The following is a 17,500-nucleotide window of genomic DNA, read 5'->3' as shown; positions in this document are numbered from 1 at the left end:
GTCCTTCCTGAGCCAAACGAGATAAATATGAAAATCAAAACAAACCGCACGCTGCTCGCGGCGCTGGTTGTCAGCAGCCTGCTCTCACCCGCCGTCATGGCGGCCTGCAACGGTACCGACCTCACGACCTGTCCGGCGCCTTTCGATGCCAGACTCCCGGACGCACATACCATGCTCACCTGGAGCCAGGCCGATCGCGTGGTGGGCTTTCGCAATGACTACCGCAACTACGCGGGCGATGTGTTCCGCCACGGCAACGCAACGCCGCTGCTGCCCGCAGAAAAACCGCTCACCGATGCCCGCTATCAGGTGAAGGGTAAGATTTACAATCTTCAGGATTACCTGAAACGCCAGAACGTCAGCGGCATGCTGGTGCTTAAAAATGGCAAAGTGGCCTATAAATACCTGGGAGAAGGCAATACCAACACAACGCTCTGGACGTCGCGTTCCGTGGGCAAATCGGTGGTTTCCGCGCTGGTGGGCGTTGCGATAAAAGAGGGTAAAATCCACTCACTGGACGACCTCATCACCCAGTACGAACCGGATTTAAAAGGCACCGCCTGGGAGGGCGTAACGCTAAAACAGCTCATCACCCACACCTCGGGCGTGGCGTGGAACGAAGATTACACTAACCCGCAGTCAGACTTCGCCCGGCTTACCGAATGCGAAGCGAAACCGGGCACCTACGACTGCGTGCGCACCCTGGTGAAAGGATTACACCGTGAACACCCGGCGGGTGAAAACTGGTCCTATTCCTCGGGTGGCGCCTGGCTGTTAGGCGATGTGCTTGAGCGCGCCACCGGCATGACGCTCGCGGCGTATCTGGAGAAAAGCATCTGGCAGCCGTACGGCATGGCGAGCGACGGCGTGTGGCATGCCTACAGCAAAGGCCAGCACGACGTGGGTGCGCATGGGTTCAACGCCACGCTGGAAGACTGGGGGCGTTTCGGGGAGTTTATCCTGCATAACGGTACGCTGCCGGACGGAAAGCAGATCCTCCCCGAGGGCTGGGTGAAACAGTCCTCAGCCTGGACACAGGCCAAAGGATCGGTGTCCGAGGCGCATCCGAAGGGGTTGTACGGCTACCAGTGGTGGAACAACGAAGTGCCGGCCACCGCCACAAACGTGGAGCCGAAAGTCGAAAATTCGCTGAAGGATTCCCTGTGGGCGCTGGGTATTTTTGGTCAGATGATCGTGGTTAATCAGAAAGAAAAACTGGTTATCGTCCAGTGGTCCACCTGGCCGCAGGCAGAGCCGTCATTCAGCGCCCAGCCGCTGGAAGCGTCGCTGATGTCTAGCGCGATTGCGAACGCGCTGCGCTGATAATCCCAAGCCAGGCCCCGCCTGGCTTCTCACCTGCGCGGTGTCACAAAACTGATATATCAGCAACTTAGCGAAATGTGGTAAATAAAAGATCACCGAAATGTTAAGTTATTGTTGAATATGTAAATACTGGTCAACGCTTTGTCATTAATGCACCACACGCATCAGTCCATGCGCGATTTGCGCTTATCAATTTCCACTTCCTGATCCAGTTTTCAGAAACAGACGAGCATATCGTCACTATAAAACTGGAGATAATCATGGTTTCCTCAACCTCACCTGCAACGGTTCGCTCGAAAGCGGGCGCGATTTTCCGCGTCACGTCGGGCAACTTTCTTGAGCAATTCGACTTCTTTCTGTTCGGCTTTTATGCCACCTACATCGCCCACACGTTCTTCCCGGCAAGCAGTGAATTTGCGTCACTGATGATGACCTTCGCCGTCTTTGGCGCGGGCTTTCTGATGCGTCCGATCGGGGCCATTGTGCTGGGGGCTTACATTGATAAAGTGGGCCGCCGTAAAGGGCTGATCGTCACCCTGTCGATTATGGCCGCCGGAACCTTTCTGATTGTGCTGATCCCTTCTTATCAGAGCATTGGCCTTTGGGCGCCGCTACTGGTGCTGACTGGCCGCCTGTTGCAGGGCTTTTCGGCAGGCGCCGAGCTGGGCGGGGTTTCGGTTTATCTGGCGGAGATCGCCACGCCGGGCCGCAAGGGTTTCTACACCAGCTGGCAGTCGGGTAGCCAGCAGGTCGCCATTATGATCGCGGCGGCGATGGGCTTTGCGCTGAATATGGTGCTGGAAGAGAGTGCCATTCGCGAATGGGGGTGGCGTATTCCGTTCCTGTTTGGCTGTCTGATTGTGCCGTTCATCTTTTTCCTGCGCCGCAAGCTGGAGGAGACCGAGGAATTCAGCGCCCGTCGCCACCATCTGGCGATGCGTCAGGTCTTCACAACGCTGCTCGCCAACTGGCCAGTAGTCATCGCGGGCATGCTGATGGTGGCGATGACCACCACCGCGTTTTACCTGATCACCGTTTACGCACCGACCTTCGGTAAAAAAGTCCTGATGCTCAGCGCCTCGGACAGTCTTTTGGTCACGCTACTGGTAGCCATTTCTAACTTCATCTGGCTACCGATTGGCGGCGCGCTGTCGGACCGCTTCGGACGCAAACCGGTGCTGATCGCCATGACGCTGCTGGCGCTGGCGACCAGCTATCCGGCACTGACGATGCTGGCGGCAGCCCCGAGTTTCTCCATGATGCTGACCGTGCTGCTGTGGCTCTCTTTCCTCTACGGCCTGTATAACGGCGCGATGATCCCGGCCCTGACGGAGATCATGCCAGCAGAGGTGCGCGTGGCAGGCTTCTCGCTGGCTTATAGCCTGGCAACGGCGGTCTTTGGCGGTTTCACGCCGGTGATTTCTACCGCCTTAATTGAGTACACCGGCGACAAAGCCTCCCCGGGCTACTGGATGAGCTTTGCCGCCGTTTGCGCCCTGCTGGCAACGCTTTATCTCTATCGTCGTCGCACGTTAATTCTGCAAACCGCCGTTAAGGAGTGATCCCTCATGCTTACATTCAGAACGGTGATTGCCGCCCTGACCTTCACCACCCTCAGCGCGGGCGCGCTTGCGCAGGAGGTGACGGTGATGATTTCTGGCGGCTTCAAAGCGGCGCTGGAGAAGCTGACGCCGCAGTACGAAGCGCAAAGCGGCGACAGGCTCATTGTGGTCTCCGGCCCGTCGATGGGCAAAACACCGCAGGCCATTCCGGCCCGGCTCGCCCGGGGCGAAAAAGCGGACGTGGTGATTATGGTGGGAGATGCGCTGGCGAAACTGGAACAGGATCGCAGGACGGCGGCGGGCTCCCGCGTGGAGCTGGCGGATTCGCCCGTCGGGATGGTCGTCAAAGCGGGCGCGCCGGTGCCGGATATCAGTACGGTACCCGCCCTGCGGCAAACGCTGCTGAAGGCGCATTCCATGGCTTATTCCGACAGCGCCAGCGGCCGGTATGTTGAGAGCCAGTTGTTCCGTAAGCTGGGCATCGACGGCCAGGTCCAAAATAAAGCGCACCGGGTTGAGCGCATCCCGGTGGCGTCTGAAGTGGCAAAAGGGAAATACGATCTCGGCTTTCAGCAGGTGAGCGAGCTTCTGCCGGTCCCGGGCGTGACGTTTGTGGGTAAGTTGCCTGACGACATACAGTACATTACCCGTTTCGCCGGAGCCGTAACGCAGAAGGCCGACCATCCTGAGCAGGGAAAAGCGCTGCTGGCCTTTCTCTCCTCGCCACAGGCGGCCAGCGTCATTACGGCAACGGGCTTAACGCCCGTCAGTGCACCTCGCGATACTGCTCGGTGATCAGCGTTTCGAGTTCGGCAGCAATGTAGGACTGGATCCGCCCGCGGCGGCGAATCAACCCCACGGTTCGCCTGACCTCTGGCTCTGTTAAAGGCACCGACGTCAGCAGCGAATGCTCTGCGCGGGGCATTGACATGGCGGGAACGGCCGCAATGCCGATCCCGGCTTCAACCATCCCGAGCATAGTCGTCACGTGCCGCGTTTCGCAGATGCTGGGGCGCTCAGGCCGAATATGTCCGACCCGCTGGTCGAGAAGATTGCGGTTGCCGGAGGTCTTATCCAGACCGATATAATCCTGCTGATAAAAAGCCTGCCACGTCAGGCTTTTTCTTTTTGCAAGCGGGCTGTCTCGTCGGCAGGCGGCCACGTAGACGTCTTCCACCAGCGGGACAAACTCGATGTCGGGCTGTAAACTCCGTGCAAAGCAGATACCAAAATCCGCCTGTCCGCGGGTGACGGCCTCGATAACATTTCCGGCGCTGCTGTCGATAAGTTTAATGCGCACGCGGGGGTAACGAGACTGAAAGCGGCGGATCACATCCGGCATAAAGTAACAGGCGGCTGACGGCACCGTCGCCACGGTGATTAATCCCGTGCGCTCCTCGCTGGCCTTATCGATATCCGAAAGCATGGACTCCACGTCGACAAGCAGTTGCCCGCACCGGTCGGCAAAGGTCTGTCCATACAGGGTCAGCGTGACGCGCCGGGTAGTTCTGTCGAACAGTTTTGTCCCCAGTGCCGCCTCCAGCTTTTCAATTCTGCGACTCAACGCCGACTGGGAAAGGCAAATAGATTCTGCCGCAAGACGGAAATTGCCGTATTCCAGTAAAGCACGAAAGGCGTAGAGATCGTTGAGGTCAAAATTGACGGGCATACTGACGGGATCCTTAAGCACGGTAGGGTAAGAAGAGATTTATCATAGCCGCGTACGACATACTTCACAAAATGAAGGGGATACCCCTAAAGCGCTATCAACCTTACGGCACATAGTGATAGTTTATGCGGGCTGGATTCCTCTTAAACAGGCTGCCAGTCTGCATGCCGCCGAAGAGGAGTGTCATACTGCTTAACAGAGTATGTTGGCATGCTAACAGCCCCTGACCTTTCCATTTTGTTCACGTGCGAGTAACGAGCAAAGCGATGATTAAGTGGCCCTGGAAAACGAACGAAGCTGGTCGAAATATGGCGCTGCCCTGGGATGAGGCTCTGGCGATCCCCGTGCTGGCGAATCTCTTGCCTGAAGAGCAATCAAAGCTGATTCAGCTGGCCGAGCGTTTTTTACAGCAAAAACGGCTGGTGCCGCTACAGGGCTTCGAACTGGATCCGCTTAAAAATTCGCGCATCGCCCTGCTCTTCTGCTTACCGGTACTGGAGCTGGGTATCGAATGGCTGGATGGCTTCCACGAAGTGCTGATCTACCCGGCGCCGTTTATCGTCGATGATGAGTGGGAGGATGACATCGGGCTGGTGCACAACCAGCGTATGGTGCAGTCCGGGCAGAGCTGGCAGCAAGGGCCGATCATCCTCAACTGGCTGGATATTCAGGACTCGTTCGATGCCTCGGGCTTCAACCTGATCATTCACGAAGTAGCGCATAAGCTGGATACCCGCAACGGCGATCGCGCCAGCGGCGTGCCGCTGATCCCGCTGCGTGAAGTCGCGGGATGGGAGCACGACCTGCACGCGGCGATGGAAAACATTCAGGATGAGATAGACCTGGTGGGTGAAAGCGCGGCCAGCATTGATGCCTATGCCGCGACCGATCCCGCCGAGTGCTTCGCGGTGCTGTCCGAGTATTTCTTTAGCGCACCTGAGCTTTTTGCCCCACGCTTCCCGGCGCTGTGGCAGCGTTTCTGCCAGTTTTACCAGCAGGATCCGCTCCAGCGTCTGCGGCAAAGTGAGGACGCAGCCAGCACCTCCTCTCATCCGTTCCACTAATGTTCAGCAGGGGTACGATCGGTCGATCGTACCCACACGCTCACCGCGAGAAACAGCAGCGCCATTCCCCATGCGGCAGTAATCAAAAACTGCTCACCGTAAAAGCGCGTCACCACGGGTACCAGCAGCGCACTGGCCCCGTACCCCAGCGTATGGCTGGTGGCGATCACCCCTGCGCCTTTGCCCGTCGTCAGCCGATCGTTGAGCAAAAGCTGGTATCCCGGCGTGGCCATGGAGGCACCCAGCGAGGTGATGACAATACCCACGTAGAACAGGGCTAAACTGGCGAGACACATCAGCCCAAGCCCCGCCACCATCAAGACCGCGGCGATCAAGAGTAAAACCCTTGGGCTAAAATGCTGCGGGCGCACCACCAGAAACTGCGCCGCCAGGGTCGCCAGCGCGGCCAGGCTCAGCAGCAGGGCGACATGATGGCTGATTTGCACGGCATCGCCATTAAATAACGGATGAAGATGCGGCGATAAACCAAGCTGCATCAGGCTGACCAACGCCGCCAGCAGCAGCGCCAGCAGCAGGAAAGGCATCATAGAGGCCTGTAACCGCGTCGACTGGTGCGCCACCGGCGGCAGCGGGGGATCGGCGGCTTCGCGCAGCACCAGAAGCAGCGCGATAAACGGCGCCAGCGCCATCAGCCAGAGCGGTGCGACCGGGCTGACGCTGAGCATCAGCGCGGCCAGAGGCGGTCCCAGCAGACGCCCGCAGCTAAGGCCAGAGCTTATCGTTGCCAGCGCCGCCATCCTTTTATCCAGCCCCGCGCGTTGAATGGCCCACGTCTGGGCCGCAGGCACCAGCCCCGATACCGTCAGGCCGTACAGCATGCGCGACAGAACCAGGCCCGCCATTCCCCAGAGGGCATTCAGCGCGCCGTTGGCCATCGCCCAGACCACCAGCGCCATCAGGACGAAGCTCGACAGATAGCCGCCTAACGAGGCCAGCATCACGACCTTACAGCCGTGCCGCTCGCTCTGCCGTCCCCACCAGGGCGATGCGGGTAAAAAGAGCATCGAGCCGAACATCAGCAGCCCGGCCCAGACGGAGAGCGACAGTCCGGTCAGGGAGACCAGCTGCGGCAGCATGACCAGCAAACCGTTTTGTCCGATACCCAATAAACCGGCGCCCAGTGCAAGGGGCCAGTTTGCCTTCGGGGTCATATTGTCAGTGATGTTCTCAGTACAGGTGCGCATAGAATTGTGAAGATAATGTCAATAAATGTGTGGAAATTATGAAGTTTATGAAAACAAATATTGCAAAAATAGTTGCGGCTGTAAACAGAATGAATATCATAACGAGAATTATTATCAGTCATGGAATGAGGTACATCTATGCGTGCTCTGCCCCGCTCCGCCGGTACAGATGTTGCGGCCCAGTGTTTTTTGAACGCGCTGCTGCGCGAAACGAAGGACTGGCACTATCTTCCCGCAACCCGTGCGGATGAGTTATCGCAGATACATATCCCGCTCTACCCAACCCAGGCCATCCGGGTTCCGGTACGCTATTTCTCCCCCACGCAGCATCACCAGTATTGTTTCCCGGCCACGCTGATTCAGGCCGACAGCGACGGCGGTGACACGGTCACATTCCATCAACTGATTGATTTCATTCTTGAAAAAGAGACAGTAAAAGGCGCTCTGGACGCCGATACGCTGGCCCGCTTTAAGCAGCGCGTCCTGGAGAGCCATACGCACACCTGGCAGGCCATTGATTTACGCCACAACTGGGCAAACCTGCGCGATAAGCCGCTGACCTTTGCCGAAGCGGAACAGGCGCTGCTGGTCGGCCATGCTTTTCATCCTGCCCCAAAATCGCACGAGCCGTTTAACGAGGCCGAGGCGCGCCGCTATCTGCCGGATTTCGCCTCGCGCTTCCCGCTGCGCTGGTTTGCGGTTGAGCATGAACTGATTGCCGGGGAAAGTCTGAACGTCTCCCTGCGTGAACGTCTGCTGCGCTTCGCGGCCCAGAGTGCGCCGGATCTTCTCGGCCACTTCACCGACACCCGCTGGCTGCTGCCGATGCATCCGTGGCAGGCTGCCTATTTGCTGGAGCAGCCGTGGTGCCAGCGTCTGGTTGAAAAAGGCGCCCTGCGGGATCTTGGCGAGGCGGGCGCACAGTGGCTGCCTACCAGTTCTTCCCGCTCGCTGTACAGCGAAACCAATAGCGACATGATTAAGTTTTCCCTCAGCGTGCGGCTGACCAACTCCGTGCGCACGCTGTCGGTCAAAGAAGTTAAGCGCGGCATGCGCCTGGCGCGGCTGGCGAAAACGGCACGCTGGCAGGAGCTCCAGGCGCGCTACCCGACCATGCGCGTGATGCAGGAAGACGGCTGGGCCGGGCTGCGCGATGAAAGCGGCGTCATTCAGGAAGAGAGCCTGATGGCCCTGCGCGTCAACCTGCTGTTTGATACGCCAGATACCCAAACCAACGTGCTGGTGAGCCTGACCCAGGCGGCACCGGACGGCGGCGACAGCCTGCTGGCGGCGGCGGTGCGCCGTCTGAGCCAGCGTCTGGATCTCCCGCTCGCTCAGGCCGCCCGCTGCTGGCTGGACGCCTACTGCGACCGCGTATTGCTTCCGCTGTTCAGCGCCGAGGCGGACTACGGTCTGGTCCTGCTGGCGCACCAGCAAAATATCCTCGTTGAGATGCAGCAGGATTTCCCCGTTGGGCTGATCTACCGCGATTGTCAGGGCAGCGCCTGGACCGAAGGGGCCGACGCGTGGCTGAAAGAGGCAGGCGAAACCGAGGTGGAAAACCGCTTCGGTGATAGCCAGCTGCTGCGCTACTTCCCTTATTACCTGCTGCTGAACTCTACCCTTGCCGTCACCGCCGCGCTCGCCGCTGCCGGCTTCGACAGCGAAGAGAACCTGATGCCCCGCGTGCGTGACGCGCTGGCCAAACTGCGCACGACGGCGAAGCAGACCCGCTGCCTTGATTATGTGCTCGACAGCCCGACCTGGAACTGCAAAGGCAACTTCTTCTGCTACCTGCACGATCGCAACGAAAACACCATCGTCGATCCGGCGGTGATCTATTTCGACTTTAGCAACCCGTTTTATAAGGAGAAGGCGTGATGGCAAACGCGAATATCGTCCATTCCGGCTACGGCTTTCGCTGTACGGCCACGGAACAAAACCTGCCGCTGACGCTGGGTCTTGACGGCAGCGCGGTCCTTGCGCGTCTGGCCGGGCTCCCGGACGGCTGGCTGGTGGACGCCCTCGACCAGCTGTTTGTTGCCGCGCCCGCCCTGACCGGCATTACCCTGCCGTGGGCAGCCTGGCAGGATGAACCTCAGGCGCAGGCGCTGTTTAGCCTCGCAAACGGAGATTATCTGGCGCGTGAAATTTTCTGGCAGCTGCCGCTGTGGCTGAAAGGCGAACGCCCGCAGGCGAGCGGCGGAATGCAGTTTGATGAAAGCCGTCAGCTGTACTTCCCGCTGCGCCCTCACCGCCCGCAGGGCGAGGTGTATCGCCGTTACGATCCGCAGATTAAGCGCACCCTGAGCTTCCGCGTGGCGGACGTGGCGCTGGACGGCGAGCGTTTTACCCGCTGGATGAACACCCCACGCGTGAACGCTTTCTGGGAGATGGCGGGCCCGCAGGCCGAGCAGGAAAACTACCTGCGCCGTCAGCTCGACTCGACCTATTGTTACCCGGTGATCGGCTGCTTTGACGATCAGCCATTCGGCTATTTTGAACTCTACTGGGCGGCAGAAGACCGCATTGGCCGCCACTATCGCTGGCAGCCGTTTGACCGCGGGCTGCACATGCTGGTGGGCGAAGAGAACTGGCGCGGGGCGCAGTATATCCGCAGCTGGCTGCGCGGCCTCAGCCACTATCTGTATCTCGATGAACCGCATACGGCGCGCATTGTGGCGGAACCGCGCTTCGACAACCAGCGTCTGTTCCGCCATCTGGCGTCTGCCGGTTTTGACACCGTGAAAGAGTTCGACTTTCCGCACAAACGTTCCCGTCTCATCATGAGCGAGCGTCACCGCTTCTTCCATGAGGTGGAACTGTGAACGCGCTCTGGCAGAAAGTGAACCGCGAGATGGTGGCGAAGATCCTCGCTGAACTGGAATATGAACGCACCCTGCGCGCCGAGCCGGTTTCGGCGGACTACTGGCGCATCAGTATGGGCAACGCGACCTGGCAGTTTAGCGCCACGCGTGGGATCTGGGGCTGGCTGCATATTGACCCTGATACCCTCACCACCGCCAGCGGCGCGGCGGTCGAAGCGGAAAACGCGCTGCTGCAACTGGCCACCGTGCTGGAGATGAGCGACGCGCAAACGGCGGAGCACATGGAAGATCTCTACGCCACGCTGCGGGGCGACATGCAGCTGTTGCAGGCGCGTGACACGCTGGATGCCGATGCGCTGATCCACCTCGACCCGGACGAACTACAGTGCTTTATGCGCGGTCACCCGAAGTTTATTTTCAACAAGGGACGCCGCGGCTGGGGGCTGGATGCCCTGCGCCTGTACGCGCCGGAATATCGCGGGCGTTTTCGTCTGCACTGGGTCGCCGTGCAACGCGATCGTCTGGTCTGGAGCAGTGACGCCGATTGCGATATCAACACCCTGCTCGCCAGCGCCATGGACGATGCCGAGCGCAACCGATTCGACGCCCGTTGGCAGGAACTGGATCTGGACGACAGCTGGCTGCCGGTGCCGCTGCATCCGTGGCAGTGGCAGCAAAAAATTGCCATTCATTTCCTGGCACAGCTCGCGCGCGGTGAGATGGTGGAGCTGGGAGAGTTCGGCGATGAGTATCTGGCGCAGCAGTCCCTGCGCACGCTGACCAACGTCAGCCGTCGCGCGCCGTATGACATCAAGCTGCCGCTGACCATCTACAACACTTCCTGCTACCGCGGTATTCCGGGCAAGTATATTGCCGCCGGTCCGCTGGCCTCGCGCTGGCTACAGCAGCAGTTCGCCAGCGATGCCACGCTGATTCACTCCGGGGCGCAGGTGCTTGGCGAACCCGCAGCCGGATATCTGTCGCATCCGGGTTATGCCGCATTGCCTGAGGCGCCGTACCGCTATCAGGAGATGCTGGGGGTGATCTGGCGCGAGAACCCATCCTGCTATTTACAGGATGGCGAACAGGCGGTGCTGATGGCCGCGCTGATGGAAACCGATAACGACGGGCGCCCGCTGATTGACGCATGGATCAAACGCTCGGGGTTAACCGCAGACGCATGGCTGGAAAAGCTGTTTGAGGCGACGGTGATCCCCTTCTATCACCTGCTCTGCCGCTACGGGGTGGCGCTCATCGCCCACGGCCAGAACGTCACGCTGGTGATGAAAGATTACGTCCCACAGCGCATTCTGCTGAAGGATTTCCAGGGCGACATGCGCCTGGTGGACGAGGATTTCCCGCAGGCGCAGAGCCTGCCGGAGCAGGTAAAAGCCGTCACCGCACGCCTCAGTGCGGATTACATCATCCACGACCTGCAAACCGGCAACTTTGTCACGGTGCTGCGCTTTATTTCCCGTCTCACCCTGCAATGCGGCGTGAGCGAAACCCGCTTCTATCAGATCCTGGCGCAGGTGATACGTCGCTATATGGCCGCCCATCCGGATCTTGCGGCGCGCTTCGCGAAGTTCGACCTGTTTAAGCCGCAGATTATTCGCGTGATCCTCAACCCGGTCAAACTGACCTTCTCTGAACACGATGGCGGCAGCCGCATGCTGCCGAACTACGTCTGCGATCTTGATAACCCTCTTTTTCTGGTCTCCCAGGAGTCAGCGCAATGAAAACCTATGATTTCATCGGCATTGGTATCGGTCCGTTCAACCTCAGTATTGCCGCGCTGGCAGAGGGGCTGGACGGTTTTAGCTCGCTGTTTCTTGAACGCAAGCCGCACTTCTCCTGGCACCCGGGAATGATGGTACCGGACTGCCACATGCAGACCAGCTTCCTGAAGGATCTGGTCAGCGCCGTGGAGCCAACCAACCGCCACAGCTTCCTGAACTACCTGGTACAGCGCAAAAAGTTCTACCGTTTCCTCACTACCGAGCAGCGCACCGTCTCGCGCGAGGAGTTTGCCGACTACCTGTGCTGGGCGGCGGATAACCTGACTAATCTGGCCTTCAGCCAGCAGGTGCAGCAGGTCAGCTTTGATGAGCAAAACGGTCTGTTTGAGGTCGTGACCCAGCGGGATCGCTTCCTGGCGCGCCACGTCTGCGTGGGGATTGGGAAGCAGATCAATCTGCCAGACTGCGTCACCGCGCAGGACGACACCTGCTTCCATGCCAGCGAAATGATGCTGCGCACGCCGGATTTAGCAGGCAAGCGCGTCACCGTCGTCGGCGGCGGCCAGAGCGGTGCGGATCTGTTTTTGAATATCTTCCGTGGGGAATGGGGCCAGCCGCTGAGCCTCAACTGGATCTCGCGTCGCAACAACTACAACGCGCTGGATGAAGCCGCGTTTGCTAACGAGTATTTCACGCCGGAGTATGTGGACAGCTTCTCCACCCTCGGTGACGACGCCCGTCGCCAGATGTTGCAGGAGCAGAAGATGACCTCCGACGGGATCACCACGGAGTCGCTGCTGGCCATCTATCGTGCTATGTATCACCGCTTCGAAGTGCTGCGCGAAAAACCCTGGGCGCACCTGATGCCGTCCCGCTCGGTGACGGCGCTGACGCGCCAGGAGAACGGGCAGCGCCTGAGCATCCAGCATCACCTGGACGGCGGTCGCGAACAGCTTGAAAGCGATGTGGTGATTTTCGCCACCGGCTACCGCGCCGTGCAGCCTGCTTTCCTCGCTCCGCTCTCTTCCCGACTGCGTCTGGATGAGGATGAAGCCTTCTGCATCAACAACGATTTCACCCTTGAATGGGACGGCCCGCAGAGCAACCGCCTGTTTGCCGTCAATGCCGGGATGCACCGTCTCGGTATTGCCGAACCCCAGCTCAGCCTGATGGCCTGGCGCGCGGCGCGAATTCTGAATCGCGCTCACGATGACGAGCCGTTTGAACTGGCAACCACCCCCGGCGTGATCCACTGGCGGAGCACCACCAGCCCGGAGAGCAGCCAGGTTTTTAAATCATTAATGAAGACCACCGAGTACTGACACACACATTCAGGATCAACATAACAATGAAACGTTCTCATCTTTGGGTTTTAAATCCGTGCTTACTTGCCATGCTTTCTACCTCTGCGTGGGCGGAAGAACAAAAGGAAGAAGATATTGTGGTCTCTGCCAGCCGGGCACATCGCAGCGTGGCAGAGATGGCGCAAACCACCTGGGTTATAGAGCGGGCGGAAATTGAGCAGCAGGTTCAGGGCGGGAAAGAGATTAAAGAGGTGCTGGCCCAGCTGATCCCCGGCATGGACGTCAGCAGCCAGGGACGTACCAACTACGGCATGAACCTGCGCGGTCGCTCCATGATGGTGATGGTGGACGGCGTACGTCTGAACTCGTCTCGCAGCGACAGCCGCCAGCTCGACTCTATCGATCCGTTCAACATTGACCGTATCGAAGTCATTTCCGGCGCCACCTCGCTGTACGGCGGCGGCAGTACCGGCGGTCTGGTGAACATCGTCACCAAAAAAGGCCAGCCGGAGACCGAAGTGGAGTTCCAGACCGGGGCAAAAAGCGGGTTTAACAGCCATAACGACCATGATGAGAACGTCTCAGCAGCCGTGAGCGGCGGCAACGACAATGCCTCTGGACGTCTGTCGGTCTCCTATCAGCGCTACGGCGGCTGGTATGACGGCAACGGCGACGAGGTGATTATCGATAACACCCAGACCGGCTTGCAGTATTCCGACCGTATCGACGTGATGGGAACGGGCACCATCAACATCGACGATCATCAGCAGCTCCAGTTAACCACCCAGTACTACAAGAGCGAATCCGACGGCAAACACGGCCTGTTCCTCGGAGAGAATTTCGCTGCGGTCACGGGCGATGCCAAAGCCTATAACAAAGACAACCTGAACTCTGACCGTATCCCGGGCACAGAGCGTCACCTGATCAACCTGCAGTACTCGAACACCGACTTCTGGGGGCAGGATCTGGTTGCGCAGATTTACTACCGTGATGAGAGCCTGACCTACTACCCGTTCCCGACGCTGAGCAAAGGCGCGGTGACCAGCATTGGCGCGTCCCAGCAGAAAACCGATTTTTACGGCGGCAAGCTGACGCTGAACAGCAAGCCGATGGATGACCTGACCCTCACCTGGGGTGTGGATGCCGATCACGAAACGTTCGACGCCAACCAGCAGTTCTTCGACTTAAGCAAAGCGGCGGCGAGCGGCGGCATGGAGCTGGACAACGCCTACAACGTGGGCCGTTACCCGGGATACAGCATTACCAACCTCGCGCCGTTCCTGCAAGCCAGCTATGACATTGACGCTATCACCCTGAGCGGCGGCGTGCGCTACCAGTACACCGAAAACAAGGTTGACGATTTTGTCGGTTACGCCCAGCAGCAGGCAATCGCCACGGGCAAAGCCACCTCCGCTGACGCGGTGCCGGGCGGGAAAACCGACTACAACAACTTCCTGTTTAACGCCGGGATCCTTGGACGTCTGACCGAACAGCAACAGCTGTGGTTTAACTTCTCCCAGGGCTTCGAAATTCCGGACCTGGCGAAGTACTACGGCTCCGGCACCTATCAGCTGGTCGATGGTCACTATCGCCTGCAAAACAGCGTGAACGTGAACGACTCAACGTTGGACGGTATTAAGGTCAATGCTTACGAGCTGGGCTGGCGCTTCACCGGCGATAACCTGCGTACCCAGGTGGCGGCCTACTACTCGCTCTCGGATAAAACCATCACCATCAACAAGAGTGACATGACCATCAACCTGGAAGACGACAAACGTCGTATCTACGGGATTGAAGGCCAGGTGGATTATTTCTTCACCGACAGCGACTGGAGCACCGGGGCGAACTTTAACGCCATCAAGTCCGAAACGCGTGAAAACGGGAAATGGCAGAAGCTGACGGTCGACAGCGCCAGCCCGTCGAAAGCCAGCGCATGGGTGAACTGGGCGCCGGGCGACTGGGCCCTGCGCGTGCAGAGCACACAAACCTTCGACGTGTCTGACGCCGACGGTAAGAAGATTGATGGCTATAACACCGTTGATTTCCTGGGTAGCTACGCCCTGCCGGTGGGCAAAGTCAGCTTCAGCGTGGAGAACCTGCTGGACAAAGACTACACCACCGCCTGGGGCCAGCGCGCACCGGGGCTGTATAGTCCAACCTACGGTGCACCGGGTCTTTATACTTATAAAGGCCGTGGCCGTACGTTTGGTCTGAACTACTCCGTTCTGTTCTGATCCTGCGCGCCGCCTGTCTGCGGGCGGCGCGATTTGCTGTGCAATTTGAAAGCAAATTTGCTATTAAATCATCGGTTTGCTGAAATTGTCGGCAAACGAACAAAAACGGTGTTTTCCCCTTTGACAAGGCGCACTGAGGTCGATAATATGCGCCTCGTTCACACGATTCCTCTGTAGTTCAGTCGGTAGAACGGCGGACTGTTAATCCGTATGTCACTGGTTCGAGTCCAGTCAGAGGAGCCAAATTTGAAAAGCCTGCTTTTAAAGCAGGCTTTTTGCTTTTGTGGGTTCGGTAAATTTGCCGGGTGGCGGCTGCGCCTTACCCGGCCTACTGATTAGCGACTAAATCTGATAATCAATCGCCACCTCTTCCGGCTCCATCACCTGGCGTTTGATCTCATCCACGGACAGCCCTGCATTGCACAACTCGATAAATCGCCACACGTAGTTGCGCTGAAGCTGCCCGCGCTTTAGCCCCAGCCAGACGGTATTCGCGTCGAAAAGATGACGCGTATCCAGGCGCACCAGATTTCCGGCTTCATATTCTCCGCCAGACTGCTCGGCCACCAGGCCAATCCCCAGCCCTAACTCGACGTAGGTTTTGATCACGTCGGAATCCTGCGCGCTCAGCACCACGTCCGGTGTGAGCCCTTTACGCTTGAACGCTTCATCAATGCGCGAGCGTCCGGTAATGCCCTGCCGGTAGGTAATCAGCGGCCATTTGACGATCTCTTCCAGCGTCAACGGCGAAACCTGATTCAGCGGGTGATCGGCGGGTAACAGCAGGCTGTGATGCCAGCGGAACCACGGGAACGCCACCAGCAGCGGGTCGTTGCTCAGCCGTTCACTGGCGATACCAATATCTGCCCCACCGTTATGCAGCAGCACTTCGATTTCCTGCGGCGTGCCCTGGATCAGTTCCAGACGTACGTCCGGGAAGATCTCACGAAATGCTTTGATAACGGTCGGAAGACTGTAGCGCGCCTGCGTATGGGTGGTGGCGATTGTCAGCACACCTGACGCGTCGTTGGTAAAGAGATCTGCCAGCCGACGAACGTTGCTGGCCTCGTTGAGAATGCGCTCAGCGATGGTCAGCAATGCCTTGCCTGGCTCCGTCATGCCCAGCAGGCGCTTGCCGCGACGGATAAAAATCTCAATGCCTAACTCCTCCTCAAGCTCGCGGATATGTCGGCTGACGCCTGACTGGGAGGTGTAAAGCATGTTGGCGACCTCGGTCAGGTTGTAATCCCGCCTGGCCGCCTCACGAATAATTTTAAGTTGCTGGAAATTCACGATTCACTCCGGCGCATCTGACATAAGGCTATTGTTAGAGTCAGCCGGGCTGGAGAACAAATAATAAAAACCAGCATCTTATGCTTATTTGGAATATCAGCTGACCAGTTGCAGCTCGCGATTTTCCAGCGACGGCTTACTGACCAGAGACATCAGGATCTCTTTCACCGCCTGCGCCTGCGGTGACAGGGAGCCGCGCGCGGACATATTCAACGACAGCGGTAAGCTCATGGATGGCGTGGTGATGCGGGCCATCCAGCCATTCGCCGCGCTGCACAGTGAACGTGCGGCAGACTCGGGCAGTACCGTTACCCCCATGCCGCTGGCAATGGCGGCAGTCAGCGTGGAGATGGAATCAATCTCCCCGATAATCTTCGCCGTCAGACGGCGCAGCGAGAACGCTTCGTCAACGCGAACACGCACGGCGCTGTAGTCGCGCGGCAGGAACAGGTTCATCTCTGCCACGGCGGTTAAATCAATGCTCTGGCCGGGGCAATCACGGGTCCCGACCAGATAAAGATCTTCCTTAAGCAGCGGCTGGCTGGTGATCCCGGCAACCGGTGAGCGATCGTACAGCACCGCCATATCCAGCTGACCGTTGAGCAGTTTGTCATTGAGCACGGAACCACTGTTCTCATGCAGATAAACCAGCACTTCCGGTAGCTCCGCGCGCACCGCCTGAAGCAGCGGCATGGTTACCGACGATGCGGCCGTTCCCGGTGCCAGGCCGATGGAGACATTCCCGCTCAGGGTCTGACCTACGTTGTGCACGGCCAGCTGCGCCTGTTCGCACTGACGCAGGATCGTACGGGCATGGGTATATAAAATTTTTCCCGCTTCGGTAGGCGTTACGCCGCGCTTGGTGCGGATCAACAGTTGCTGGTCCATTTCGCCTTCCAGAGTCGCGACCTGCTGGCTCAGCGCAGGCTGCGCGATATGCAGCACTTCAGCCGCCTGGGTCAGGCTGCCGATATCGACGATTTTTACGAAGTATTTCAGTCGTCTTAAGTTCATGTTGCCCCCTGTTCGAAAATAGCGTGCCGGTAACGGCTGTGTTGTTAAACAGGTTTTGCAATATGGATGCCAGGTTTTGGCAGCGAATAAATATCTTTGCTAAGCGGCTGAAAATAAGGAAAGCCAATCGCTGGTGCCTGTTTTCAGACAGTGACAACGGATTCCGATCTGCCCCATTCGGGGTATATCTGCACAATAATGGTGCATTCCGTTGGCAAAAACGTCAGTTTGCTGTTTTTGTCAGCAAACAGTCTAAAGTCGGCGA

General features: G+C 58.5%; 13 protein-coding genes and 1 tRNA gene. 10 read left to right on the top strand and 4 right to left on the bottom strand.

Annotation, left to right across the window (positions count from 1 at the left end):
* Positions 1 to 27 precede the first annotated feature (27 nt).
* The 3 genes from INF86_RS15650 (at position 28) to INF86_RS15640 (ending at position 3,680) form a co-directional block, all read left to right on the top strand.
* Positions 28 to 1,323 (top strand): serine hydrolase, encoded by a 1,296-nt coding sequence (locus tag INF86_RS15650; RefSeq protein WP_193543695.1) that lies wholly within the window; start codon positions 28 to 30, stop codon positions 1,321 to 1,323.
* A 260-nt stretch (positions 1,324 to 1,583) separates the two neighbouring features.
* The gene (locus tag INF86_RS15645) at positions 1,584 to 2,885 is read left to right on the top strand and encodes an MFS transporter (protein ID WP_023300503.1); all 1,302 of its coding nucleotides are present in this window, start codon (positions 1,584 to 1,586) and stop codon (positions 2,883 to 2,885) included.
* Between the two features lie 6 nt (positions 2,886 to 2,891).
* Positions 2,892 to 3,680, top strand: a complete 789-nt coding sequence (locus INF86_RS15640) for a substrate-binding domain-containing protein (RefSeq protein WP_048966300.1) — start codon at positions 2,892 to 2,894, stop codon at positions 3,678 to 3,680.
* Here INF86_RS15640 and INF86_RS15635 read toward each other — a convergent pair.
* Positions 3,652 to 4,554 carry a LysR family transcriptional regulator gene (locus INF86_RS15635; RefSeq protein WP_023300505.1) on the bottom strand — a complete coding sequence of 301 codons (903 nt, stop codon included), beginning with the start codon at positions 4,552 to 4,554 and terminating at the stop codon, positions 3,652 to 3,654. The two genes, INF86_RS15640 and INF86_RS15635, sit on opposite strands and share 29 nt — an antisense overlap.
* Before the next feature lie 266 nt (positions 4,555 to 4,820).
* On the opposite strand from INF86_RS15635, the gene mtfA reads away from it, so the two are divergent.
* Positions 4,821 to 5,618 carry a DgsA anti-repressor MtfA gene (gene mtfA, locus INF86_RS15630; protein ID WP_022648578.1) on the top strand — a complete coding sequence of 266 codons (798 nt, stop codon included), beginning with the start codon at positions 4,821 to 4,823 and terminating at the stop codon, positions 5,616 to 5,618.
* Here the strand turns inward: mtfA and INF86_RS15625 are convergent.
* A complete protein-coding gene (locus INF86_RS15625) occupies positions 5,615 to 6,823 on the bottom strand; it encodes an MFS transporter (RefSeq protein WP_193543694.1) in 1,209 nt (402 codons plus the stop codon). The two genes, mtfA and INF86_RS15625, sit on opposite strands and share 4 nt — an antisense overlap.
* A 138-nt stretch (positions 6,824 to 6,961) precedes the next feature.
* On the opposite strand from INF86_RS15625, the gene INF86_RS15620 reads away from it, so the two are divergent.
* The 6 genes from INF86_RS15620 to INF86_RS15595 all read left to right on the top strand — a co-directional run bounded on the left by INF86_RS15620 (position 6,962) and on the right by INF86_RS15595 (position 15,171).
* The gene (locus INF86_RS15620) at positions 6,962 to 8,704 is read left to right on the top strand and encodes an IucA/IucC family siderophore biosynthesis protein (protein ID WP_165715601.1); all 1,743 of its coding nucleotides are present in this window, start codon (positions 6,962 to 6,964) and stop codon (positions 8,702 to 8,704) included.
* Positions 8,704 to 9,651, top strand: coding sequence for a GNAT family N-acetyltransferase (locus INF86_RS15615; RefSeq protein WP_193543693.1), 948 nt, complete (start codon positions 8,704 to 8,706; stop codon positions 9,649 to 9,651). The genes INF86_RS15620 and INF86_RS15615 overlap by 1 nt, the downstream gene beginning before the upstream one ends.
* Entirely contained in the window at positions 9,648 to 11,390 is a 1,743-nt protein-coding gene (iucC, locus tag INF86_RS15610) for an aerobactin synthase IucC (protein ID WP_333018553.1), read from the top strand. The genes INF86_RS15615 and iucC overlap by 4 nt, the downstream gene beginning before the upstream one ends.
* Positions 11,387 to 12,712, top strand: a complete 1,326-nt coding sequence (locus INF86_RS15605; protein WP_023306541.1) for a lysine N(6)-hydroxylase/L-ornithine N(5)-oxygenase family protein — start codon at positions 11,387 to 11,389, stop codon at positions 12,710 to 12,712. The genes iucC and INF86_RS15605 overlap by 4 nt, the downstream gene beginning before the upstream one ends.
* A gap of 26 nt (positions 12,713 to 12,738) precedes the next feature.
* Entirely contained in the window at positions 12,739 to 14,928 is a 2,190-nt protein-coding gene (locus tag INF86_RS15600; protein ID WP_063162911.1) for a TonB-dependent siderophore receptor, read from the top strand.
* A 167-nt stretch (positions 14,929 to 15,095) separates the two neighbouring features.
* Positions 15,096 to 15,171 (top strand) — tRNA-Asn (locus INF86_RS15595).
* A gap of 99 nt (positions 15,172 to 15,270) precedes the next feature.
* Here INF86_RS15595 and cbl read toward each other — a convergent pair.
* Together cbl and nac are read right to left on the bottom strand one after the other, a co-directional pair.
* Positions 15,271 to 16,221 (bottom strand): HTH-type transcriptional regulator Cbl, encoded by a 951-nt coding sequence (gene cbl, locus INF86_RS15590; RefSeq protein WP_003859532.1) that lies wholly within the window; start codon positions 16,219 to 16,221, stop codon positions 15,271 to 15,273.
* Positions 16,222 to 16,317: 96 nt separating this feature from the next.
* The gene (nac, locus tag INF86_RS15585; protein WP_022648585.1) at positions 16,318 to 17,235 is read right to left on the bottom strand and encodes a nitrogen assimilation transcriptional regulator NAC; all 918 of its coding nucleotides are present in this window, start codon (positions 17,233 to 17,235) and stop codon (positions 16,318 to 16,320) included.
* Positions 17,236 to 17,500 lie beyond the last annotated feature (265 nt).

Origin of the sequence: Enterobacter cloacae complex sp. I1M (genome assembly GCF_014982425.1) — a bacterium.
Lineage (GTDB): Bacteria > Pseudomonadota > Gammaproteobacteria > Enterobacterales > Enterobacteriaceae > Enterobacter > Enterobacter intestinihominis.
The sequence above is the reverse complement of the archived record's forward strand: the minus strand, read 5'-3'. Positions and strand labels throughout refer to the sequence as shown.

Coding starts and splice junctions, on each gene's coding strand:
- INF86_RS15650 (WP_193543695.1), top strand. CDS start 28: ATGAAAATCAAAACAAACCGCACGCTGCTCGCGGCGCTGGTTGTCAGC.
- INF86_RS15645 (WP_023300503.1), top strand. CDS start 1,584: ATGGTTTCCTCAACCTCACCTGCAACGGTTCGCTCGAAAGCGGGCGCG.
- INF86_RS15640 (WP_048966300.1), top strand. CDS start 2,892: ATGCTTACATTCAGAACGGTGATTGCCGCCCTGACCTTCACCACCCTC.
- INF86_RS15635 (WP_023300505.1), bottom strand. CDS start 4,554: ATGCCCGTCAATTTTGACCTCAACGATCTCTACGCCTTTCGTGCTTTA.
- mtfA (WP_022648578.1), top strand. CDS start 4,821: ATGATTAAGTGGCCCTGGAAAACGAACGAAGCTGGTCGAAATATGGCG.
- INF86_RS15625 (WP_193543694.1), bottom strand. CDS start 6,823: ATGCGCACCTGTACTGAGAACATCACTGACAATATGACCCCGAAGGCA.
- INF86_RS15620 (WP_165715601.1), top strand. CDS start 6,962: ATGCGTGCTCTGCCCCGCTCCGCCGGTACAGATGTTGCGGCCCAGTGT.
- INF86_RS15615 (WP_193543693.1), top strand. CDS start 8,704: ATGGCAAACGCGAATATCGTCCATTCCGGCTACGGCTTTCGCTGTACG.
- INF86_RS15605 (WP_023306541.1), top strand. CDS start 11,387: ATGAAAACCTATGATTTCATCGGCATTGGTATCGGTCCGTTCAACCTC.
- INF86_RS15600 (WP_063162911.1), top strand. CDS start 12,739: ATGAAACGTTCTCATCTTTGGGTTTTAAATCCGTGCTTACTTGCCATG.
- nac (WP_022648585.1), bottom strand. CDS start 17,235: ATGAACTTAAGACGACTGAAATACTTCGTAAAAATCGTCGATATCGGC.